Origin of the sequence: Streptomyces scopuliridis, assembly GCF_042790125.1 — a bacterium.
Classification (GTDB): domain Bacteria; phylum Actinomycetota; class Actinomycetes; order Streptomycetales; family Streptomycetaceae; genus Streptomyces; species Streptomyces scopuliridis_A.
Map to the genome: position 1 here is coordinate 1 of NZ_JBHTZS010000052.1, position 22,336 is coordinate 22,336.

Genomic DNA, 22,336 nt, shown 5'->3' on the forward strand with positions numbered 1-22,336 from the left:
CTCCTGAGGTGCGTGTCCGGACTGCTTTCCTCACCGCGCTTCGCGCGAGCTGCGACGCTTTACGTCCGGACACGCACCTCCTCCGGCCCCGGCCCCCTCCCGTCCGTGGTCGGCCGGCGCTCGCCTCCCGGCTGAGGCTGGGGGTGGGTGCGGGCCGGTGGGTCCCGGCCCGAGGTGCACCGGGCCCCCGAAAAAGAAGCGTTACGCTGGTGCGGTGGCAGTCGTCGATGTATCCGAAGAGCTGAAGTCCCTCTCCTCGACCATGGGGTCGATCGAGGCCGTCCTGGACCTCGACAAACTGAGGGCCGACATCGCCGTGCTTGAGGAGCAGGCCGCGGCCCCGTCCCTCTGGGACGACCCCGAGGCGGCGCAGAAGATCACCAGCAAGCTTTCGCACCTGCAGGCCGAGGTCCGTAAGACCGAGGCGCTGCGCGGGCGCATCGACGACCTGGAAGTGCTCTTCGAGCTGGCCGAGGCCGAGGACGACGCGGACACCCGCGCCGAGGCCGAGTCCGAGTTGCTGTCCGTCAAGAAGGCGCTGGACGAGATGGAGGTCCGCACCCTTCTCTCGGGCGAGTACGACGAGCGCGAGGCGCTCGTCAATATCCGCGCCGAGGCCGGTGGCGTGGACGCCGCGGACTTCGCCGAGCAGTTGCAGCGCATGTATCTGCGCTGGGCCGAGCGGCACGGCTATCCGACGGAGGTCTACGAGACGTCGTACGCCGAGGAGGCCGGCATCAAGTCGACCACCTTCGTCGTCAAGGCGCCCTACGCCTACGGCACGCTCTCCGTGGAGCAGGGCACGCACCGTCTTGTCCGGATCTCGCCGTTCGACAACCAGGGCCGCCGCCAGACCTCGTTCTCGGGCGTCGAGGTGCTCCCCGTGGTGGAGTCCAGCGACCATGTCGAGATCGACGAGTCCGAGCTGCGCGTGGATGTCTACCGCGCCTCGGGACCCGGTGGGCAGGGCGTCAACACCACCGACTCGGCGGTGCGCATCACGCATATCCCGACCGGCATCGTGGTCTCCTGCCAGAACGAGCGCTCGCAGATCCAGAACAAGGCGAGCGCGATGAACGTCCTCCAGGCGAAGCTGCTCGAACGCCGCCGTCAGGAGGAGCAGGCCAGGATGGACGCGCTCAAGGGTGACGGCGGCAACTCCTGGGGCAACCAGATGCGTTCGTACGTTCTGCACCCGTACCAGATGGTCAAGGACCTGCGGACGGAGTTCGAGGTCGGCAATCCGCAGGGTGTGCTCGACGGTGAGATCGACGGATTCCTGGAAGCCGGAATTCGCTGGCGCAAGCAGCAGGACAAGTAAATTCGCGCTTTGTCGACAAGGGAACTGCCGTCCGTAGGGCGGCAGTTCCCATTTACGTCACAGTTGCATCCCCGCACGCCGGACAACTGACGCGATTTCGGTCATCGCGCCCGCAACGACCTTGACGGGTATATGAAAACCGGCGACGCTGGCGCGTGGCATGCGTAATTCTGGGGCGCGTGAGACCGGGGGCGGAGTACGCGAACCCCCAGCGGCCGCTGCCCCGGGACGCTGCACCACTGACGAATGAGCTACTGGGGGTAGCAGGCAGATGACCAAAAAGACGCGGATCCGCGTGGCACGTGTGGCGGCCGGCGCGGTGATCGCCGCGGGTGCCTCACTGACCATCGCGGGCGCCGCTCAGGCCGTCGGTATTGGCGTGTCCACTCCGATCGCCGATGTCGGCCTGGGTATTGGCAACGAGACCACGGGTGGCTCCACGGACGGTGGGACCACGGACGGTGGCACCACCGACGGGGGCGCGACGGTCGGCACGACCGTGGGCGGCACCACCGACGGCGGGACGACCGACGGTGGCACCACCGATGGTGGGACGACCGACGGTGGTACCACGGACGGCGGGACCACCGATGGTGGGACCACGGACGGTGGCACGACCGATGGTGGGACCACGGACGGCGGGACGACCGACGGTGGTACGACGGACGGCGGGACCACCGATGGTGGGACCACGGACGGTGGCACGACCGATGGTGGGACCACGGACGGCGGGACGACCGACGGTGGTACGACGGACGGTGGCACGACCGATGGTGGGACCACGGACGGTGGCACCACCGACGGTGGTACGACGGACGGTGGCACCACCGACGGTGGGACCACGGACGGTGGCACCACCACCGGCGGCGGCACGGACGGCGGTTCCACCGGTGGCGCGACCACGGGCGGCGACAACACCGAAACCGACAATGTCGGCTCGCAGCCGGTCGAGCAGGGTGCGGCCAAGGAGGAGCTGGCCGAGACCGGCGCCGCCGAGACCACGTTCCTGCTGATCGGTGCCGCGACCATGATCGCCGGCGGTATCGGCTTCCGGATGCTGCCGCGTCTGGTCGGCGGTGGCCGTACGGCCGTCTGATCGGTGCCGTAGACACCACAGCACGCGAAAGTGAGGGGCCCGGGCGCCGGTCAGGCGTCCGGGCCCCTCATCGTGGGTCCAGGGGGTGCGGGATGTCAGGCCGGCTGGTACGCGGCCATCAGCGCCACCGCGGCGACGAGCACCACCAGCAGTGTGAGCAGCGCCACCGGGCTCAGACCGCCCAGGGGGCCCCGCTGCTGGAGCCGCTCCCTGTTGGCGCGGCACACGCGGCAGCGGCCCTCGCTGACGGGCCCCGCGCAGTTGGCGCACACCAGTCTGTCGTAGGTCATGCGCATTCCTCCTCACCGCGCGGCGGAGCCGCAGCCAGTGTCTCTCCGCTCAACGCTCCGGGAAACACGACCGTTCCCCCCTCCACTCTGCCAGTTCCCGGCCGTTTCGGCGCGGTCGGCCGGATTCCGGGTGGACCTCACCGCTGGCGGTCCGGCGCCATCCGTGATAAATCGTCCCAAGCCCGCCCTCGGGCATTGTTTCAACCATGGACGCGGACTGCGCGCGGCAGCGCGGTTCGCGTAAGGTCTCGCTCACCTACTCCCGGCCGACCGTGGTGCACCCGTGATCCGATTCGACAACGTCTCCAAGACCTACCCGAAACAGAACAGCCCCGCTCTGCGCGATGTCTCCCTTGAGATCGAGAAGGGGGAGTTCGTCTTCCTCGTCGGCTCGTCCGGTTCCGGAAAGTCGACCTTCCTGAGACTGCTCCTGCGCGAGGAGCGCGCCAGCCACGGCATGGTGCATGTCCTCGGCAAGGACCTCGCGCGCCTGTCCAACTGGAAGGTGCCGCAGATGCGCCGCCAGCTGGGGACCGTCTTCCAGGACTTCCGGCTGCTGCCGAACAAGACCGTGGCGCAGAACGTCGCGTTCGCGCAGGAGGTCATCGGCAAGTCCCGCGGCGAGACCCGCAAGTCCGTACCGCAGGTCCTCGATCTCGTCGGCCTCGGCGGCAAGGAGGACCGGATGCCCGGCGAGCTCTCCGGTGGTGAGCAGCAGCGCGTCGCGATCGCGCGGGCCTTCGTCAACCGTCCCATGCTGCTGATCGCGGACGAGCCGACCGGCAACCTCGACCCGCAGACCTCCGTGGGCATCATGAAGCTGCTGGACCGCATCAACCGCACCGGTACCACGGTCGTGATGGCGACCCACGACCAGAACATCGTCGACCAGATGCGCAAGCGCGTGATCGAGCTGGAGAAGGGCCGTCTCGTGCGCGACCAGGCACGCGGCGTCTACGGCTACCAGCACTGAGCACGAGCAATGAGTACCGAGCACTGAGTACCGAAAGCTGAAAGGACGCCATGCGCGCCCAGTTCGTCCTGTCGGAGATCGGCGTCGGTCTTCGCCGAAATCTCACGATGACCTTCGCGGTCATCGTCTCCGTAGCCCTCTCGCTCGCCCTCTTCGGCGGCGCGCTGCTCATGCGCGAGCAGGTCAGCGTGATGAAGGACTACTGGTACGACAAGGTCAATGTCTCCATCTTCCTCTGCAACAAGAACGACGCGGCGACCGCGCCCCAGTGCGCCAAGGGCTCGGTCACCGGCGAGCAGAGGAAGCAGATCGAGACCGACCTCGGGAAGATGGACATCGTCGAGACCGTCCACCACGAGACGGCCGACGAGGCGTACAAGCACTACAAGGAGCGGTACGGCGACACCCCGCTCGCCGCGACGATCACCCCGGACCAGATGCCGGAGTCCTTCCGCGTGAAGCTGAAGGACCCCGAGAAGTACAAGGTGGTGGCGACGGCCTTCGCGGGCCGGGACGGGGTCGAGTCCGTCCAGGACCAGCGGAACATCCTGCAGAACCTCTTCGACCTGATGAACGGCATGAATATCGCGGCGCTCTGTGTGATGGCGCTGATGCTGGTCATCGCGTTGATGCTGATCGTGAACACCGTCCGGGTATCGGCGTTCAGCCGGCGCCGGGAGACCGGGATCATGAGACTCGTCGGCGCGTCCAGTTTCTATATCCAGATGCCGTTCATCATGGAGGCCGCGTTCGCCGGGCTGATCGGTGGTGTGGTCGCCTGCGTCATGCTGCTGGCGGGCCGCTACTTCCTGATCGACAACGGTCTCGCGCTCGCCCAGAAGATGGAGCTGGTCAACTTCATCGGCTGGGACGCGGTGCTGGCCAAGCTTCCGCTGGTGCTCGCGATCGGTCTGCTGATGCCCGCCGTGGCCGCTTTCGTCGCGCTGCGCAAGTACCTCCGGGTGTGACAAGCGCCCCTGGCACGGAGGCGACAAGCACCGTTCTGCCGTTCGGTGTTGTCCTAGACTCAACCTCATGTCGGGTTCCGAGTTGCACCAGTTGCACCGAACGTCCCGCGGTGTCCGCCGCGGGGCGGCCCTGACATTGCTCTTCGCGGGCGTGGTCGCCACCGCGGTGGCGACGGGCGCCCTGCCGTACGGCGAGGAGGACCCGCCCCGCGCGCGGACGCGGCCCGTGGCGTCGACGGCCGACCGTGACGAGGTCGCCAGGGCCGCCGCCGAGGCCATGGCCAACGGGAAATCCGGCACGGAAGCGGCCGAGGAGGTCGTCAGCCGCAGCGGCGACCGCTGGGGCTCGGTGTACGACAAGAGCGAGTACGAGGAGTTCCAGCGGGCCCTGGACGGCTCGTACACCGGCGTCGGGCTCTGGGCGAGACGTACGGCCGGCGGTCTGGTCGAGGTCACCCGGGTCCACCCCGGCGGCCCCGCGCAGCGGGCCGGTATCGGGCCCGGCGACATCATCAGGGACATCGACGGCCGCGATATCAGGAAGCGGCCCGTCACAGACGTCATGGCGCTGCTGCGCGGCGAGCGGAAGAGCGACGGCGCGCCCGTCGTCGGCTCCACCGTCGTGCTCGGTCTGGAGCGGGACGGCCACCGCTGGACGGAGAGCCTGCGCCGCGCCCGGCTCACCACCGAATCCGTGACGGTCGACACGATCGAGGGCGGCGCCCTGCGAATCAAGGTGGGCGCGTTCACCAAGGGGACCGGCCAGCGGGTGCGGGACGCGGTCCGGGCCGCGCCGAAGGGGACGGGCGTCCTGCTCGACCTGCGGGGCAACGCGGGCGGGCTGGTCGCCGAGGCCGTCACCGCCGCCTCCGCCTTCCTCGACGGCGGTCTGGTCGCGACGTACGACATACGGGGCGAGCAGCGCGCGCTGTACGCGGATCCCGGCGGCGACACCGGCCGCCCGGTGGTGGTGCTGGTGGACGGCGGCACGATGAGCGCCGCCGAGCTGCTCACCGGCGCCCTCCAGGACCGCGGCCGGTCCGTCACCGTCGGCTCGCGCACCTTCGGCAAGGGCTCGGTCCAGATGCCGTCCACGCTTCCCGACGGCTCCGTCGCCGAGCTGACCGTCGGCACGTACCGCACCCCGGCCGGTCATGGGGTGGACGGCCGGGGCGTCACCCCGGACCTCCAGGTGAGCGAGAGCGCCCAGGAGCGGGCGAGGTCGGTACTGAGCGGGCTCGGGAGCGCGGAGTAAAGAAGTTGCGCCGAGGTGAGAAAATGGCGGGACTATGGCTAAGGAAACAGGGCGCAAACTGATCGCGCAGAACAAGAAGGCGCGGCACGACTACCTCATTATCGACACGTATGAGTGCGGTCTGGTGCTGACGGGCACCGAGGTGAAGTCCCTGCGCCAGGGGCGGGCCTCCCTGGTGGACGGATTTGTCCAGATCGACGGTAACGAGGCGTGGCTGCACAACGTCCATGTGCCCGAGTACACGCAGGGGACATGGACCAACCACTCGGCCCGGCGCAAGCGGAAGCTGCTGATGCACCGGATCGAGATCGACAAGCTGGAGTCGAAGTCGCAGGAGACGGGTCACACGATCGTCCCCCTCGCGCTGTACTTCAAGGACGGCCGGGCGAAGGTCGAGATCGCGCTGGCGAAGGGCAAGAAGGAGTACGACAAGCGGCAGACGCTGCGCGAGAAGCAGGACCGGCGCGAGACCGACCGGGCGATCTCGGCGGCGAAGCGGCGTCAGCGGGCCTGACCGGGTCCGCCGGTGGTCCTGGCGGTCGCCGGCCGTCCTGTCTTCGGCGCCGCTTCGGCCGGCCGGGCGGAATAGGCTGGCACCGTCGTGCGTTGGTCACGTACGATGGGTCCTGCACCTCACAGCGGGTGCGCGCTCGAAAATGAGCACGTTTGAAAAAACAACATGGGGATGATCGGTTTCGACAGCGGATGTCGAAGCAGGTGAAGCGAGCCGAGGAAGCGGCAATGATCTCGTTAACCATATGTCGCAAACAATAATCGCCACTTCTAAGCGCGATTCCTCCGCCTTCGCCCTCGCTGCCTAATTAGCAGCTAGCGAAGACTCTGCGGAGTGTCAGCCCGGGGCTGTTCCCGACCCGGATCCTGGCATCAGCTAGGGAACTAAACCTCTGAGCCCGGTCACGGGGAGCAGAGGGAAACCAAACAGTGACTGAGCCCGTCGGAGACTTGTCCGTGTGATCTCCGGGGCCGAGAAAAACGTAGCGGACTGCGCTCGGAGAAGCCCTGGTTCCGCACCGTTGGACGCGGGTTCGATTCCCGCCATCTCCACAATTCCCATGTTTTCAATTGAATACCGCAGGCATTGGCCCCGCTGCTCGGGCAGCGGGGCCTTTGTCGTGCCCGAAGCGGTGCGCGCCGGCCGCCGCGAAGAGCAGCGCGAGGAGCGCGGCGCAGAGCGGGAGGGCGTAGCCGTGGGCCGGGTCGGTGTGCTCCACGGTCCAGCCGCCGGCCGCCGCGCCGGCGGCTATACCGGCCAGCAGCGCGGTGACGGCCAGCGTCATCCCCTCGTTGAGGCGGCTCGGCGGGGTGAGGCGCTGGACGAGTGTCATGCCCGTCACCATCGTCGGGGCCGTCGCCGCGCCCGCGATCAGCAGCCCGCAGGCGAGCAGCGGCAGCGACCCCGACGCCCGCGCGGTGGCCGCGAGCAGGGGCAGGACCAGCAGCGCCGACATCGCGGCGACGCAGAGCACCATCCGCCGCCCGAGCCGGCCGGCCGGGCGCAGCGCGCCGAGCAGCAGACCGGCGGCGCAGGATCCGGCGGCCTGGAGCGCGAGCACGGCGCCCGCCCACGCCTGGTGGCCCCGGTCGTCCGCGAAGGCCAGTGTCACCACCTCCGTCGCGCCGAACACCGCTCCCGTGGCGAGGAAGACGGCGAGCAGGGCGGCCAGCGCGGGCGAGTGGAGCGGGGCGCGCGCCGCGTCCGTACGGCCGGTGGCGGGCGGCTCGGTGGAGCGCTGCGCCGCGAAGATCAGTACGCCGGTCAGCAGCAGGACGGCCCCGGTCAGCGTGCCCGCCTCCGGGAAGAGCGCGGTGCACAGGAAGGCGGCGAGCACCGGACCGAGCATGAAGCACAGTTCGTCGGCCGCCTGCTCGAAGGAGTTGGCGGTATGCAGGGCCGCCGCGTTCTCCGGGGTCGCCTCGCGGTGCAGATGGGCCCAGCGGGCGCGGGACATCCCGCCGGTGTTGGGGGTGGTGGCGGTCGCGGCATGGGCGGCGAAGAGCGTCCAGTCCGGCGCCTCGTACCGTACGCACAGGACCAGGGCGAGCGAGGCCAGCGCGGCGATCGCGGTGGCGGGGACGGCGATACGGGCCTGTCCGTAGCGGTCGACGAGCCGGGCGGTGCGGGGTACGACCACGGCGGTGGCCGCGAGGCCGGTGGCGGTGACGGCGCCGGCCAGCGCGTACGAGCCGCGCGATCCGGCGATCATGATCACGGCGCTGACGCTGAACATGCCCATCGGGAGCCGGGCGAGCAGATTCCCGGCGGTGAAGGCGCGGGCGCCGGGGATCGCGAAGAGCCGGGCGTACGGGTTGCCGCGGCTGCGTGCTGTCCGGGGCGGACGCGGCGCCCGCGGCGGTGCCGACGGCTCCGGTGCGCTCGGTGCGAGGGGATCGAAGCGGGCGTCGTGGCGCCGGGCCAGGACCAGGCTGTCGCCCGTGACGGCCGGCAGGGGAGCATCGGGCGCGGGTGAACGGGGCATGCCCTCACCCTCGCCGCACCCTCCGCGCCCGGTCCAACACCCGCTCCGTGCCCATTCACGCGTGTGTGTTGTTAAATACGGCATGCCCCAGGACATCGACCCCCGGCTGCTCCGCGGCTTTGTCGCCGCCGCCGAGGACCTGCACTTCACCCGGGCCGCCGCCCGGCTGTATGTCGCCCAGCAGGCGCTCAGCCGCGATATCCGGCGGCTGGAGCGGGAGTTGGGCGCCGAGCTGTTCGTCAGGACCACCCGCCAGGTGACGCTGACGGCCGAGGGTGAGCGGCTGCTGCCGTACGCCCGGGGTGTGCTGGCGGCCCAGGACGCGCTGCTCGCCGCGCGCGCCGCCGGGGAACGGCCGCTGCTCGTGGATCTCAACAGCGAGGGCATGGTCTCGGGGCGCGTGCTGGCGCGGGCGCGCGAACTCGCCCCGCGCCTTGAGCTGATGGCCCGTTTCGAGAGCGGTCTGACCCGTGCCGCCGGCGAGATCCTGGCCGGCCGGCTCGACGCCTCCTTCGGATACGCCGACGGCCTCGCGCCCGCCCTCCGCTCCGGCCTCGCCCATCAGCTCGTACGGTACGAGCGCATGGCCGTGCTGCTGCCGTACGACCACCCGCTGGCCGCTCGCCCGGAGGTGCCGCTCGACGCGCTCGCGGGCGAGAGCGTGTACGCGGGGGCGGGCAACCCGGGGACCCTGGAGTGGACGGATCTGGCGCGGCGGCTCTTCGCGGGACGCCCCATCGCACTCGCCCCGCCCGCGCCGATGGCGGTGGGGGCCGAGGAGTTCCGGCGGGTGATGGCGAAGCACCGTACGCCCGTACTCGCCGTGGTCGACTTCCCGGAGATGCCGGGTGCGGTGCTGCGCCCGCTCGTCGGTCCCGTACCTCTGTCACCGCTGTCGCTGGTGTGGCGCAAGGGGCTGAAACACCCGGGAGTTGACGCGCTGCGCGCCGCCGCCGACGCGCTGGCCGCGCGCGAAGGATGGCTGGAGCGTATCCCCGGGAGCTGGCTCCCTACCACTGTCATCACATCGATGCCTGATAACCCCTGAAGCGGAACTTCGCGGTCGTCGGCGTGCGCTAGATTCCTCCTCCGGGTGCGGTGTGGTAGGGGGGCGCTCGGCTTGGGTGGGGACCCGGCCGGCGGAAGATCCAACCAGTAGTCCCCGCACCCCATTTCATTCAGTGGTGGGGGGATGTGCGTTCCTACGATGAACAATTGGCGAGAAGATGCCCGAACCGGGCATGCGTATGAGCCGAACGATGTCACGGTCGAGCTCGACGGTCTGGGCCGTCAGCTCGGTGAACTCCCGGCGGGCGGCGGTCCCTTGGCCGAGGAGCCCGAGGGGCCGGTGTTCGTGGATTCCAGCGGGCGCCGGAGCAGAAAGCTGCGCAGGGCCGGCTGGGTCGTGGCCGCCGCCTGCGCCTGCTACGCGATGACGCTGGTGGTGTCCGTGATCGGCGGCAACTCCAGCGCGCCGTGGCTCCAGATACCCGGTCTCGCGGACGACGGAACCTCGGAGACGGTGGAGCTGGGGCCGACGCCCGCGCCGAGCGCGTCGGTGAGCGCGAGTCCCGGCGCGCCCGCCGCCGTGGTACCGGCGAAGGGCTCCGACGGCCCGGCGGTTCCGCGGGCTTCGGGCAGTACGGCCACGGATGCCCAGGACCGGCCGGGACCGGAGCGGCCCGGGGAGTCGCCGGCCGTGGAGCCGCCCGGGGCGTCGGCCGGAGCGGGCGGCGGCACACCCCGTCCGAGCACCCCGCCCGCTCCCGGCGGCGCCCCCGGCGGGGGCCCCTCGCAGCCGCAGCAGACCGCTGAGCCCGGTCCCGGCTCCGATCCCGGTCCCGGTCCCGGTACGGATCCGGCGCATCCGAGCCCGACGGCCTCATCCCCACCCGGTCAGGAAGGGCAGCAGCCCGTGGCAGGGGAAGGCACCCGCTGAATGAACCTCTCCGGCAGGCGTACCCGTCCGAACAGCGGCGGTGGCGCCCGACGCAGGCTGCCCATGCGCTATCTGCTCCCCTCGCTCGTCCTCGTCGCGCTGCTCGCGATGCTGATGCTGCGCGGCTATGTGCACAGCGAGATCCTCGCCGACCACCGGGTACGTCCCCCGGCCGCCACCGACGAGGTGCCCCGGCGGATCCTCGAAGGCGGCCCGGTCATCGACGCGCGGGGCAACGGCCCCGCCACCTCGCTGCGTATCCCCGACCACAAGCTGGTCCTGACCTTCGACGACGGCCCCGACCCGGTGTGGACCCCCAAGGTCCTCGACACGCTCAAGCGGTACGACGCCCATGCCGTCTTCTTCGTCACCGGCACCATGGCCTCCCGCCATCCGGCCCTGGTGAAGCGGATGGTGGACGAGGGCCACGAGGTCGGTCTGCACACCTTCAACCACCCCGATCTCGCCTACCAGTCCCGGTCCAGGACCGACTGGGAGCTGTCGCAGAACCAGCTCGCGCTCGCGGGCGCGGCCGGGATCCGCTCCTCGCTCTTCCGGCCGCCGTACTCCTCGTTCTCCGGCGCGATGGACAACCGGTCCTGGCCGGTGACGCGGTACATCGGCGGCCGTGGCTACATCACGGTGCTCAACACCCTCGACAGCGAGGACTGGCGGCGCCCCGGCGCCCGCGCGATCAGCCGTAACGCCACCCCGGCCGGCGGCGAGGGCGCGATCGTGCTGATGCACGACTCCGGGGGCGACCGCTCGGAGACCGTCGCCGCGCTGGGCCGCTACCTGCCGGAGATGCGGCGGGCCGGGTACGCGTTCGAGAACCTCACCGAGGCGCTCGGCGCCCCGAGCGCCCACACCGAGGTCACCGGCCCGGACCTGTGGAAGGGCAGGGCCTGGGTCGGCGCCGTCACCCTCTCCGAGAACGTCACCGGCGTCCTGGTCGCCGGCCTGGCCGTGATCGGCGTGCTGGTCTTCGCACGGTTCGGTCTGATGCTGGTGCTCTCCTTCGCGCACGCGCGCAGGGTGCGCCGCCGCGACTTCGGCTGGGGGCCGCCCGTCACCGAACCGGTGACCGTGCTCGTACCCGCCTACAACGAGCGCGAGTGCATCGCCAATACGGTGCGTTCCCTGAGCGCGAGCGACCATCCCGTCGAGGTCGTCGTCATCGACGACGGCTCGACCGACGGGACGGCGGACATCGTCGAGGCGCTGCGGCTGCCGCACGTCCGTGTCGTGCGCCAGCGCAACGCCGGAAAACCCGCCGCGCTCAACAACGGCATCGCGCACGCCCGGCATGAGCTGATCGTGATGATGGACGGCGACACCGTCTTCGAACCGTCCACCGTGCGGGAACTGGTGCAGCCCTTCGGCGATCCGCGCGTCGGCGCGGTCGCGGGCAACGCCAAGGTCGGCAACCGCGACACCCTCATCGGTGCCTGGCAGCACATCGAGTACGTCATGGGCTTCAACCTCGACCGGCGTATGTACGACATGCTCCGCTGCATGCCGACCATCCCCGGCGCGGTCGGGGCCTTCCGGCGTACGGCGCTGGAGCGTGTCGGCGGGATGAGCGAGGACACCCTCGCCGAGGACACCGACATCACCATGGCCCTGCACCGCGACGGCTGGCGCGTCGTCTACGCCGAGCGCGCCCGCGCCTGGACCGAGGCCCCGGAGTCCGTGCGGCAGCTGTGGTCCCAGCGCTACCGCTGGAGCTACGGCACGATGCAGGCGATCTGGAAGCACCGGCGCGCGCTCGTCGAACGCGGTCCCTCCGGGCGCTTCGGCCGGGTCGGACTGCCGCTGGTCTCCCTCTTCATGGTGCTCGCGCCCCTGCTGGCCCCGCTGATCGACGTCTTCCTGCTGTACGGCCTGGTCTTCGGCCCGACCCGGCAGACGATCGCGGCGTGGCTCGGCGTCCTGCTCATCCAGGCGGTGTGCGCCGCGTACGCCTTCCGGCTCGACAAGGAACGGATGACCCACCTGATCTCGCTGCCTCTTCAGCAGCTCCTCTACCGGCAGCTCATGTACGTGGTGCTGCTCCAGTCCTGGATCACCGCGCTCACCGGCGGCCGGCTGCGCTGGCAGAAGCTGCGCCGTACCGGAGCGGTGGGGGCGCCGGGCCTGGTCCCGAGCCCGCGCTCGGGTTCGGGACCGGGTTCAGGCGCGGGCCCGGGTTCGGACTCGGACTCGGGCGCGGGTTCGGGTTCGGGTGACGCGGACCGGAGGCCCGTCGCATGACCACTCATTCCGCCGTGGCGCCGGCTTCCGAGGTGCCCGCGACGTCCGGCCGTGACCGCTACCTGGATCTGCTGCGGGCCGTCGCGCTGGTGCGCGTCGTGGTCTTCCATGTCTTCGGCTGGGCGTGGCTGACGATCCTCTTTCCCTCCATGGGGGTGATGTTCGCGCTGGCCGGATCGCTGATGGCCCGGTCGCTGTCGAAGCGGCCCCCCTGGAGCGTCATCCGGGGCCGGCTGCGGCGGCTGCTGCCGCCGATGTGGGTCTTCGCGCTGGTGGTCGTGCCGGTGATGTTCGTGCTGGGCTGGCGGCCGGCCAGGGAGGAGGGCGCGTGGTGGTTCGCCGAGCTGGCCAACTACCTCGTACCGCTCGGCGCCCCGCCGTACCCCGTCGAGAGCGGCGACCCGGGCGGGCTGCTGGACACGACGTGGGCGGACGAGGCGGCGGGACCGCTCTGGTACATCCGTACGTACCTGTGGTTCGTCCTCGCCTCGCCCCTGCTGCTGTGGGCGTTCCGCAGGCTGCCGTGGGTGACGCTGCTCTTTCCCGTCGCGCTCACCGCCGTCATCGGTACGGGACTGGTGGAGATCCCCGGCGAGACGGGGAACGCCCTGACCGACTTCGCGGTGTACGGCGCGTGCTGGGTGCTCGGCTTCGCCCACCAGGACGGCGTGTTCCGGCGGGTCCCGCGCTATCTGACGGTCTCGCTGGCCGCGCTGGCCATGGCCGGCGCCCTGTGGTGGGCCTCCGGTCATCTCACCGACGAGGGCTGGAACCTGGACGAGATCCCGCTAGCCCAGGCGGCCTGGTCGCTCGGCTTCTGCGCGATCCTGCTCCAGTACGCCCCGTCATGGCGGCGGCTGCCGGGCCGGGCGGCGCGGTACGACGCGTTGATCACCCTCGCCAACAACCGCGCGGTGACGATCTATCTCTGGCACAACGTGCTGATCATGGCGACGGTCCCGCTCCTCGACCAGCTGTGGAACATCCCGGGCATCGACGCCTTCGGTACGGCACTGGACGCGGCGTCCTCGACGCTGACGCTGCTCCTCGTCTGGCCGCTGCTCGCCCTGATGATCCTCGCCGTGGGCTGGGTGGAGGACATGGCGGCCGGCCGGGCACCCCGGCTGTGGCCGGCCGGCGCGTAGCGGTGGTGTCCGCCACGGCGCCGGCCGTACCTGCCGTTCGGGCTACGGCAGGCGGCAGTCCCAGCGCACGGGGGTGCTGTTCCAGCGGCCATAGGCGATGTCGCCGTCGGTCAGCGCCGTGACCTCGCCGGTGGGGTAGGGCGTGGAGTCGGTGGGCAGCGAGCGCGTGACCCCGTTCTGGATCAGCCACAGCTTGGTGTCCGGCGTGGTGCGTACGACCACGGAGCCGTGCCCGTTGACCGCTTCCGGCTCCCCCTCACCGAGCACGTCCGGGGCGGCGGCCCCGTCCCGCCAGCGCAGGATCGAGGTCGAGCCCGTGGCGTAGTACTCGAAGCCGAGTACGGTGCCGCCCTGTACGGCCTCGGCCGTCGACCAGGTCTGCGGTCCCGGGCGGTGCTCCGCGAGGCGCTCCACCGTGCCGTCGGGGCTCCAGCGGGCCGCGTGCGCATGGGTGTCGGGGCCGGCGTCGGTCAAGCCGACGACGGTGCCGTCGTCATCGATGTCGGTGCCCCGCCCGCCGGAGTCCCCCGGCGGCAGGGCCAGCGGACGCACGACGCCGTCCGGGGTCCAGACCACCGGCACGAGCCGCTGCCCGGGGGCGCCGGAGGCACCGGAGACCGTGCCGTCCTCGCTGACGGCCGTCGCAAGGGTGTCGAAGCCCGGTTCGATACCGGGGAGTTCGCTGAACTCGCCGTTCCGGTAGAGCCAGCCGGTCAGCCGGTACGTCTCCGGGTCGGACTCGGACCCCACGATGTCGCCGTGTGCGTTGACGCCCGTGGCGCCGGTGCGGTCGGTGCCCAGATCCTCCGGTACGCCGTCGGTCCACCGGATCAGGTGATACGCGTAGTTCTGGTCCATCGTGTAGCCGACCTGGAACCGGCCGGTGGGGTCGGAGTCGTACACCCCGGCCTGACGGGTCCTGGCGGGCACGGCGAGCTGCTCCCTGACACACGGTTCGCCGTACGCCGCCGCTCGTTGGGCCGCCGGCCGGGCCACCGGCTCGGCCGCGGTACTCGCGGCGGGCCAGGCGGTGTTGGCCGTGGCCACCAGCACGAGGGCGCACAGAACGCCTCTGGTACGTGTGATCGGTCTCAAGGTGTCCCCCCGTGTGCGTGCGCGCCGGACGGTTCCGCGCGCGAGTCGGATCCATATGCGCAGAGGAACGGAAACCGATGGTGACGAACCGTCAAATTCCTTGTGTGCCAGGGGGTGTACGGCCGGTCGGCCGGGCTACTCCTCGATGGCCCCGCCGATGCGCCGCAGATGCCGCCGGAACGTGTACTCCGGATCGGCCGCGCGCCGCGCCAGATAGTCGTCGAAGGATGTCTGCCGGCGCAGCGTCTCACCCGCCACGATCTTGCGGGCGTTCTCCCTGGCTCGGCGGGAATCCCGGACCGAATGACGGGTACGTACCCGTACCCGTACCCTAGTGGGATGGGAAGGAGTACGACGATGTCCGATGCCAATGTCCGTATCCCCGAGGAAGCCAGAGACCGGCTCGCCGCGATCGCGGCCGCCGAGGGCCTGTCGCTGCGGGCCTATCTGGCCCGCCTGGCTGAGACCCTGCTCACTCCGGCCGAGCGCGCCGAGCGCGCGGCCAAGGCCCTCGCGGCGCTGAAGGAATGGACCGGCTACGCCCCGAGCGTCGCCGAGCAGTCCGCCCTGGACAGTGAGCTGGACCGGCGTCTGGCACAGGTGAATTACCGGTGACCGACGCCATGCACATTGTCCTGGACGACACCGCGATGGCGGCGGCCGGCCAGGGCAACGTCCTTGCCTCCCGTCTCATCCACCGGGCCCACGCCGAACCCGGCTGGTTCCTGTACGCGCCGACGTGCGCGTTGGTGGAGGCCGACCGTGTCCGGCCGGGAACCGCGGAACATCTCGCCGCGCTGCCGGGCATCACCGTCCTGGACCTGGACCTGCCCGCCGCCTTGGCTCTCGCCCGCCAGGAGACCTGGGCCGAAGCCCACAGCCAGCACGCGGCCCAGCCCACCCCTGACCGTCCGGACGGGGCGATCGTCGCCACCACCGTCCCGAAACGCTGGGACGGCCGGCCGGTCCGCGTGCTGGACCTCAACGCCTGATCGGGAACGCGGAGCTTTCGCGGACTATCAACTCCGGTGCCAGCAGGACCTGTTCCGTGGTTCCCCCGGGGTCCGCGATCCTGGTCAGGAGCAGGCGGGTGCAGGCGCGGCCGACTTCCTCCAGGGGCTGGCGGAGGCTGCTCAGGCTGGGGGAGAGCAGGGCGGCGGCGGAGGAGTCGTCGAAGCCGATGACCGCGACGTCGCGGCCCGGGAGGCGGCCGCTGTCGCGCAGGGCGCGGTAGCAGCCGAGGGCCAGGGTGTCACTGGCCGCGACGACCGCCGTGGTGCCTGCCGGGAAGAGGTGGGCGACCGCGTCACGTGCCGCGTCGACGTCGTCCCTCGCGGTGACCCGCAGGTCCCGGACGGACAGGCCGTGCCGGCGCATCGCGTCGCGCCAGCCCCGGGCCCGGTCGTCGCCGACGCCGGAGCCGCGTGGCCAGCCGAGGAAGGCGATCCTGCGGTGGCCCAGGGCGACGAGGTGGTCGACGGCCGCCGCCGTGCCGTGGGCGCCGTCGACGTCCACCCAGTCGCCGACCGAACGGGCCGACCAGGGGCGGCCGAAGGCCACGAAGGGGATGTCGCGCTTGCGCAGCCAGCCGGGGCGCGGGTCGCCGCGGTAGGTGTTGCTCAGGACGAACGCGTCCACCGACTGCTCGCGTAACAGCTCGGCGTAGCAGTCGGGTTCGTCCGCCGCGTCGGTGGGCGCGGCGAACAGCAGCACGCGGTATCCGGCCTCGTTGGCGGAGTCCGAGAAGGCGCGCAGGAAGTGTTCCATCACCGGCCCGGACACCCCGTCCGGCGTCGCCTGGACGCCGTAGCCGATCAGCCGGCTGGTGCGGGTACGCAGCGAACGCGCGGCCTGGTGCGGCCGGTAGTCCAGCTCCGCTATCGCCCGCTGGACCCGCTCCAGGGTCCGCGGGGCCAGCAGATCGGGGGAGTTGAGCGCGTTGGACACCGTCTGGGGCGACACGCCCGCCCGCTGGGCGACCAGGGCCAGAGTGGCCGGCTTGTCCTTGCGCCCGCCGGACGTGGTCGTACGTGCCATCAGTCGCCTCCGTCTCCGGGTGCCGTCCACTCGACAAGCGGTGGTACCGCGCCAGTTCGGGTGGCATGCGGGAACAGCCAGTGTTCGATCTTGTCGGGTACAGAATCCCATACGGACGCGCGGGCCACGCCGTCCGCCGTACCGGGCAACCCCGTTCAGTGCCGGTTCAGCGCCGTGCGCGATAAATGGTTTGTGTTCCCGAGTACGCGATGGTGAGGTTGGCCGGATGTCCGCACCCCCCGCTCCCGCGTTCGCCTCGCTCCGCGACTATGTCTCGCGTCTTGAGGACACCGGCTTCTGGTGGCCGTACGCCGCCGAGGTCCTGGCACGCCACGGTCTGCTCGACGTGGATGCCCGGCCCGGCCCCGACCCCGTGTCCGGTGTCGGCGGGACCTATCCCACCTTTCTGTACGGCGATGTGGTGGTGAAGCTGTTCGGCGGGACGGGGGCATGGCGCGAGAGTCACACCGCCGAGCGCGCGGCGCTGGCACTGGTCGCCACCGATCCGGAGATCGCCGCGCCCCGCCTGCTGGGGGAGGGGCGGCTGTACGACGGCGCCGACGCCTCGTGGCCGTATCTGATCAGCACCCGTATCCACGGCGACGCGGGTGAGCGCGCGGAACTGTCCGCCGCACAACAGCTGTCCCTCGCGGCGGAGTTGGGCAGGGGGGTACGCCGCGTACACGCGCTCCCGCCCGCGGGCATCGCGACCGACGCCGACTGGCCGGTCCTGGACATCGCCGATGCGGCGCGGCGCAGCTCACTGCCGCCGCATCTGGCCGCGCGGGCCGCCGACTACGTCACCCGCCTCCGGCCCTTCGACCGCGTCTTCGTCCACGGCGATCTGACGCTCCGTCACACATTCGTCGAGGACGGCCGGCTCACCGGGATCATCGACTGGGGCGACGCGACCGTGACCGACCGGCACTACGAGCTGTGCCAGGTGCACCGCGCCGTCTTCCACTGCGACAAGGCGCTGCTACGGGCCTTCCTGGACGCCAGTGACTGGCCGGCCGGCAAGGGCTTCGCCCGCCAGGCCCTCGGGCTCGCCCTGTACCGCCAGGCCGTCGGTCTCGTCCAGCACCACTCGATGGACGTCTTCGAGCCCGTCGCGCGGGTGCTGCCGCTCGACGACATCGGCACGCTCGACGAGCTGGCCACCGCACTCTTCGACGTCTAGGCACTGATCCGGGCCTGATCCGGAAGAAAGCCCTCGGAACGCTCACAGCCGCACCCGCGCCCGGGTGAGAGCAAGGTTGCGCGCCGGTCACCTCGTGGAACGGGGGCGAAACGCGGCGTCCCTACGGTCGGGAACCACCATTCGATTCCCCTCCGTGGAGGCGTGATGACTGCCCCGACCACCACCACCGCAGCACGCAAAGGGGGCCGCTGGATCGAGCGGTGGGATCCGGAGGACACCGACTTCTGGCGGGCGACCGGCGAGCGGACGGCCCGCCGTAATCTGCTCTACTCCGTGTTCTCCGAGCACATCGGCTTCTCCATCTGGACCCTGTGGTCGGTCATGGTGCTGTTCATGGGACCCGAGTACGGCGTCGACCCGGCCGGGAAGTTCTTCCTGATCGGCATGGCGACGCTGGTCGGCTCGCTCGTGCGGGTGCCGTACACCTTCGCCGTCGCCCGGTTCGGCGGCCGGAACTGGACGATCGTCAGCGCGCTGCTGCTCCTCCTGCCGACGGGCGCCGCGTACGCCGTGATGGAGCCCGGGACCTCGTACACGACCTTCCTGGTCGTCTCCGCGCTCACCGGCATCGGCGGCGGCAACTTCGCCTCCTCGATGACGAACATCAACTCCTTCTTCCCGCTGCGGAAGAAGGGCTGGGCGCTGGGGCTCAACGCGGGCGGCGGGAACATCGGCGTCCCCGTCGTGCAGCTCGTCGGGCTGCTGGTGATCGGGACGGCGGGGGCCGCCCATCCGCGGATCGTGCTCGGTGTCTACATCCCGCTGATCGTCGTCGCGGCGGTGTGCGCGGCGCTGTTCATGGACAACCTGGCGCCCGTCCGCAATGACACGGGGGCCGCGCGGGAGGCCGTACGGGACCGGCACACCTGGATCATGTCGGTGCTCTACATCGGGACGTTCGGGTCGTTCATCGGCTACAGCTTCGCCTTCGGTCTGGTGCTCCAGACCCAGTTCGGGCGCACCCCGCTCCAGGCCGCGTCGGTCACCTTCATCGGACCGCTGCTCGGGTCGCTCGTACGGCCTGTCGGGGGCACGCTCGCCGACCGGTACGGCGGCGCCCGCATCACCCTGGGGACCTTCGCCGCGATGGCCGTCGCGACCGGCGTCGTCGTCCTCGCGTCGGTGACCGCATCGCTGACGGTCTTCCTCGTCGGGTTCGTCGCGCTCTTCCTGCTGTCCGGCCTCGGCAACGGGTCGACGTACAAGATGATCCCCGGGATCTTCCACGCCAGGGCGGTGGAGCGGGGGCTGACGGGCGAGCCGGCCGCCGCGTACGGACGCCGGCTCTCTGGGGCGTCGATGGGGCTGATCGGGGCGGTCGGGGCGCTCGGCGGGCTCGCCATCAACCTCGCCTTCCGGCAGTCCTTCCAGGCCGCGGCCACCGGCACCCCGGCGTTCGTCGCGTTCCTGCTCTTCTACGCCGTCTGCTTCGGCCTCACCTGGGCGGTATACCTTCGCGGGGCCCCGGCCGGGCCCGCCCCGGCCGTGGCGACGCCCGCGCGCGGCTACGCGCGGGTGTGAGACCGGCGCCTCACGAGGACCTGTCCGGTGCGGTACGTATGGGACGGTATGTCCTGCGGCGGTGCGTAACGTCGCGGAAATGCGTGTGGACCGAGCCTGTCACGCGTCTTTGACAGGCTCGGCCGCTCCATCCGTAGAGAGAGGAGAGGCATGGACGGTCACCAGCACGGCCCCCTCGCGGGCTTCACGATCGGGGTCACCGCCGCCCGGCGCGCCGATGAACTGGGCGCGCTGCTCCAGCGCCGCGGCGGCGCCGTCGTCCACGCCCCCGCCCTGCGGATCGTGCAGCTCGCCGATGACACGGAACTCCTCTCCGCCACCAAAGAGCTGATCGACCAGGTGCCCGATGTGGTCGTGGCGACCACCGCCATCGGCTTCCGCGGCTGGATCGGGGCCGCCGACGGATGGGGCCACGGCGAGGAACTTCTCTCCTGTCTGCGCGGTGTCGAACTGCTCGCGCGCGGGCCCAAGGTCAAGGGCGCCATCCGCGCCGCCGGGCTCACCGAGGCGTGGTCGCCCAGCTCCGAGTCGATGGCCGAGGTCCTCGACCGGCTGCTCGGGGAGGGTGTCGAAGGCCGCCGGATCGCGCTCCAGCTGCACGGTGAGCCGCTGCCCGGGTTCGTGGAGGCGCTCCGGGCCGGCGGCGCCGATGTCGTCGTCGTACCCGTCTACCGCTGGATGCCCCCGGAGGATCTCGCCCCGGTCGACCGGCTCATCGACGCGACCATCGCCCGCGCCGTGGACGCCGTCACCTTCACGAGCGCGCCCGCAGCCGCCTCCCTGCTGTCGCGCGCCGATGAGCGCGGACGGCTGCCGGAGCTGCTGGCCGCCCTGCACCACGACGTACTGGCCGCCTGCGTCGGGCCCGTCACCGCGCTGCCGCTCCAGGCGCGGGGCATCGACACCGTCCAGCCGGACCGCTTCCGGCTCGGGCCGCTCGTCCAGGTGCTCTGTACGGAGCTGCCGGGGCGCGCCCGTACGCTGCCGGTCGCGGGACACCTCGTGGAGATCCGCGGTCACGCGGTCCTGGTCGACGGCGATCTGCGGCCGGTGCCGCCCGCCGGAATGGCGCTGCTGCAGGCACTGACCCGCAGGCCGGGCTGGGTGGTCTCGCGGGCCGACCTGCTGCGCGCGCTCCCGGGCTCGGGCCGCGACGAACACGCCGTCGAGACCGCGATGGCCCGGCTGCGGACCGCGCTGGGCGCCCCCAAGCTGATCCACACGGTGGTCAAGCGCGGCTACCGGCTCGCGCTGGACCCGTCGGCCGACTCCAAGTACGCGGATGTGTGAGGCGGGTGGGCGATCGGGGAGCGTGACGGAAGCCGCTCCGTGAACGGTACGGAGCCGACCAGCGGGTGCCGTACGCGGGCGGCCCGCGGGCGCCGTACGCAGCCGGCCGTGGGGACGGTACGCGGCCGGCCCGTGGGTACGGTACGAAGATGGCCCACGACTCCTCGATCCGCCTCACGCCCGCCACCCCGGACGACGCCGAACGCGTCACCGAAGCGCTCCTCCGCAACAGGGACCATCTGAGTCCCTGGGAGCCGGACCGCCCCGCCGACTTCTACACCCCGAGGGCCCAGGCCAACCGGCTCGCCGACCCCGCCGTCCGGCGCTGGCATCTCGTGGACGGCGCCCGGATCGTCGGCGAGGCGACCCTCCTCAACATCGCCCTGGGACCGTTTCGGAGTGCGAATCTCGGCTACTGGATCGACGCCGAGTACACCGGCCGCGGCCTGGCGACCCACGCCGTCGAGAGGGTCGTCCGCGCCGCCCGCGACGAGCTGGGGCTGCACCGCCTGGAGGCGGCCGTGGTCCTCGCCAACGCCGCCTCGCAGCGCGTGCTCCACAAATGCGGCTTCGAGCTGATCGGTACGGCGTCGCGCTATCTCCACATCCACGGCGAGTGGCGCGATCACCACCTCTTCCAGCGCGTCCTGCACAACGGCCCGCCGAACGCGGCCGGGTAGGGAGCCCGCCGCGAAACCCCCACCGGTAGCAGGGGTTCCGGGCGCGTCCCGGGGCAGGCACTCTGAGGAGGACGGCACCCACGGTGAACCCGAGGCGGTGACAGGCACATGACGGCGGGCACGGCGGCGGACATGGGCGCGTACGAGTGGCGGTTCGACTCCGGGCGTATCTGCCTGGATCTGGTGGCCACCGGGGAACGGACCTCCAGAGGCCGGGAGCGGCTCGACGGCGCCGCACCGCTCGGCCGGTGGCTGATCGGCGCGGGGCTGGTGCCCGAGGGGACACCGCTCGCCGGGGTCGACGCCCGCTGGGTGCGGTCCTTCACCGAACTACGCGACAGAGTCGGGCAGTTGGTACACGCGGAGATCGACGGACGGGACGCGGCGGGCGCGCTGGAGCGCGTCAACACGCTGGCCGCCGCGGCGCCGCCGGGCATCAGGGCGGTACGGGACGAGGGCGGCGATCTCGTACGGGCGCTGAGCACCGAGCCCGAGTGCGACGCGCTGCTGGCCGCCGTGGCCAGGGACGCGGTGGAGCTGCTCACCGACCCCGACGCACGGGCCCGGCTGCGGGAGTGCGAGGGCGACAGCTGCCGGCGCGTCTATCTGGACACCTCGCGCGGGCGGCGGCGCCGCTGGTGCTCCAGCGAGGTGTGCGGCAACCGCGAGCGGGTCGCCAGACACCGCCGCAGGGCGGCTCTCGCGCGGTCCTGAGAAGGCCCGGCCGGGCCGTTCCGTACGGGTGTCGCGCGATTTTCGGACAACTACCGCACG

Annotated in this window: 22 protein-coding genes and 1 other RNA gene; 18 read left to right on the forward strand and 5 right to left on the reverse strand. The window is 71.2% G+C overall.

Annotated features, from left to right (window positions below; translation table 11 throughout):
* Nucleotides 1-214 precede the first annotated feature (214 nt).
* Nucleotides 215-1,321 (forward strand): peptide chain release factor 2, encoded by a 1,107-nt coding sequence (prfB, locus tag ACFRKB_RS37585; protein WP_365977353.1) that lies wholly within the window; start codon nt 215-217, stop codon nt 1,319-1,321.
* A gap of 271 nt (nt 1,322-1,592) precedes the next feature.
* Nucleotides 1,593-2,417, forward strand: a complete 825-nt coding sequence (locus ACFRKB_RS37590) for a hypothetical protein (RefSeq protein ID WP_383111096.1) — start codon at nt 1,593-1,595, stop codon at nt 2,415-2,417.
* Nucleotides 2,418-2,512: 95 nt separating this feature from the next.
* On the opposite strand, the gene ACFRKB_RS37595 is transcribed toward ACFRKB_RS37590, so the two are convergent.
* Nucleotides 2,513-2,707 (reverse strand): hypothetical protein, encoded by a 195-nt coding sequence (locus ACFRKB_RS37595; RefSeq protein WP_365750974.1) that lies wholly within the window; start codon nt 2,705-2,707, stop codon nt 2,513-2,515.
* Nucleotides 2,708-2,990: 283 nt separating this feature from the next.
* Here ACFRKB_RS37595 and ftsE point away from each other — a divergent pair, with 283 nt between their 5' ends.
* From ftsE to ssrA, 5 genes are all read left to right on the forward strand, one after another.
* Nucleotides 2,991-3,680 (forward strand): cell division ATP-binding protein FtsE, encoded by a 690-nt coding sequence (gene ftsE / locus ACFRKB_RS37600; RefSeq protein ID WP_030355142.1) that lies wholly within the window; start codon nt 2,991-2,993, stop codon nt 3,678-3,680.
* 50 nt (nt 3,681-3,730) lie between these two features.
* Nucleotides 3,731-4,648, forward strand: coding sequence for a permease-like cell division protein FtsX (ftsX, locus tag ACFRKB_RS37605; RefSeq protein WP_365977351.1), 918 nt, complete (start codon nt 3,731-3,733; stop codon nt 4,646-4,648).
* Between the two features lie 67 nt (nt 4,649-4,715).
* Nucleotides 4,716-5,903, forward strand: coding sequence for a S41 family peptidase (locus tag ACFRKB_RS37610; RefSeq protein ID WP_383111097.1), 1,188 nt, complete (start codon nt 4,716-4,718; stop codon nt 5,901-5,903).
* Between the two features lie 34 nt (nt 5,904-5,937).
* Nucleotides 5,938-6,417: an SsrA-binding protein SmpB gene (gene smpB / locus ACFRKB_RS37615; protein ID WP_365977349.1), complete on the forward strand. Its 480-nt coding sequence runs from the start codon at nt 5,938-5,940 to the stop codon at nt 6,415-6,417.
* 167 nt (nt 6,418-6,584) lie between these two features.
* Nucleotides 6,585-6,971: a transfer-messenger RNA gene (ssrA, locus tag ACFRKB_RS37620) on the forward strand.
* A gap of 11 nt (nt 6,972-6,982) precedes the next feature.
* Here ssrA and ACFRKB_RS37625 read toward each other — a convergent pair.
* Complete coding sequence (locus ACFRKB_RS37625; protein ID WP_383111098.1) at nt 6,983-8,401, reverse strand: MFS transporter; 1,419 nt, start codon at nt 8,399-8,401, stop codon at nt 6,983-6,985.
* Nucleotides 8,402-8,483: 82 nt separating this feature from the next.
* On the opposite strand from ACFRKB_RS37625, the gene ACFRKB_RS37630 reads away from it, so the two are divergent.
* The 4 genes from ACFRKB_RS37630 to ACFRKB_RS37645 all read left to right on the forward strand — a co-directional run bounded on the left by ACFRKB_RS37630 (nt 8,484) and on the right by ACFRKB_RS37645 (nt 13,738).
* The gene (locus tag ACFRKB_RS37630) at nt 8,484-9,449 is read left to right on the forward strand and encodes a LysR family transcriptional regulator (protein ID WP_383111099.1); all 966 of its coding nucleotides are present in this window, start codon (nt 8,484-8,486) and stop codon (nt 9,447-9,449) included.
* Nucleotides 9,450-9,608: 159 nt separating this feature from the next.
* Nucleotides 9,609-10,340, forward strand: coding sequence for a hypothetical protein (locus ACFRKB_RS37635; RefSeq protein WP_383111100.1), 732 nt, complete (start codon nt 9,609-9,611; stop codon nt 10,338-10,340).
* A gap of 63 nt (nt 10,341-10,403) precedes the next feature.
* On the forward strand, nt 10,404-12,593 hold the full coding sequence (locus ACFRKB_RS37640) for a bifunctional polysaccharide deacetylase/glycosyltransferase family 2 protein (RefSeq protein ID WP_383111114.1): 2,190 nt from the start codon (nt 10,404-10,406) through the stop codon (nt 12,591-12,593).
* On the forward strand, nt 12,590-13,738 hold the full coding sequence (locus tag ACFRKB_RS37645) for an acyltransferase family protein (RefSeq protein WP_383111101.1): 1,149 nt from the start codon (nt 12,590-12,592) through the stop codon (nt 13,736-13,738). The genes ACFRKB_RS37640 and ACFRKB_RS37645 overlap by 4 nt, the downstream gene beginning before the upstream one ends.
* A gap of 42 nt (nt 13,739-13,780) precedes the next feature.
* On the opposite strand, the gene ACFRKB_RS37650 is transcribed toward ACFRKB_RS37645, so the two are convergent.
* Nucleotides 13,781-14,833, reverse strand: a complete 1,053-nt coding sequence (locus tag ACFRKB_RS37650; protein ID WP_383111102.1) for a hypothetical protein — start codon at nt 14,831-14,833, stop codon at nt 13,781-13,783.
* Between the two features lie 135 nt (nt 14,834-14,968).
* Nucleotides 14,969-15,091: a hypothetical protein gene (locus ACFRKB_RS37655; RefSeq protein ID WP_383111103.1), complete on the reverse strand. Its 123-nt coding sequence runs from the start codon at nt 15,089-15,091 to the stop codon at nt 14,969-14,971.
* 99 nt (nt 15,092-15,190) lie between these two features.
* Here ACFRKB_RS37655 and ACFRKB_RS37660 point away from each other — a divergent pair, with 99 nt between their 5' ends.
* Together ACFRKB_RS37660 and ACFRKB_RS37665 are read left to right on the forward strand one after the other, a co-directional pair.
* The gene (locus ACFRKB_RS37660) at nt 15,191-15,448 is read left to right on the forward strand and encodes a hypothetical protein (protein ID WP_383111104.1); all 258 of its coding nucleotides are present in this window, start codon (nt 15,191-15,193) and stop codon (nt 15,446-15,448) included.
* The gene (locus ACFRKB_RS37665) at nt 15,445-15,825 is read left to right on the forward strand and encodes a PIN domain-containing protein (protein WP_383111105.1); all 381 of its coding nucleotides are present in this window, start codon (nt 15,445-15,447) and stop codon (nt 15,823-15,825) included. The genes ACFRKB_RS37660 and ACFRKB_RS37665 overlap by 4 nt, the downstream gene beginning before the upstream one ends.
* Here ACFRKB_RS37665 and ACFRKB_RS37670 read toward each other — a convergent pair.
* Complete coding sequence (locus ACFRKB_RS37670) at nt 15,815-16,870, reverse strand: LacI family DNA-binding transcriptional regulator (RefSeq protein WP_383111106.1); 1,056 nt, start codon at nt 16,868-16,870, stop codon at nt 15,815-15,817. The genes ACFRKB_RS37665 and ACFRKB_RS37670 overlap by 11 nt on opposite strands.
* Nucleotides 16,871-17,096: 226 nt before the next feature.
* On the opposite strand from ACFRKB_RS37670, the gene ACFRKB_RS37675 reads away from it, so the two are divergent.
* From ACFRKB_RS37675 to ACFRKB_RS37695, 5 genes are all read left to right on the forward strand, one after another.
* Entirely contained in the window at nt 17,097-18,050 is a 954-nt protein-coding gene (locus tag ACFRKB_RS37675) for a phosphotransferase family protein (protein ID WP_383111107.1), read from the forward strand.
* A gap of 165 nt (nt 18,051-18,215) precedes the next feature.
* Nucleotides 18,216-19,592: a nitrate/nitrite transporter gene (locus ACFRKB_RS37680; protein WP_383111108.1), complete on the forward strand. Its 1,377-nt coding sequence runs from the start codon at nt 18,216-18,218 to the stop codon at nt 19,590-19,592.
* Between the two features lie 150 nt (nt 19,593-19,742).
* Nucleotides 19,743-20,882 carry a uroporphyrinogen-III synthase gene (locus tag ACFRKB_RS37685; protein WP_383111109.1) on the forward strand — a complete coding sequence of 380 codons (1,140 nt, stop codon included), beginning with the start codon at nt 19,743-19,745 and terminating at the stop codon, nt 20,880-20,882.
* A gap of 149 nt (nt 20,883-21,031) precedes the next feature.
* Nucleotides 21,032-21,562 (forward strand): GNAT family N-acetyltransferase, encoded by a 531-nt coding sequence (locus tag ACFRKB_RS37690; protein ID WP_383111110.1) that lies wholly within the window; start codon nt 21,032-21,034, stop codon nt 21,560-21,562.
* 108 nt (nt 21,563-21,670) lie between these two features.
* Entirely contained in the window at nt 21,671-22,276 is a 606-nt protein-coding gene (locus tag ACFRKB_RS37695) for a CGNR zinc finger domain-containing protein (RefSeq protein ID WP_383111111.1), read from the forward strand.
* Nucleotides 22,277-22,336: the final 60 nt, after the last annotated feature.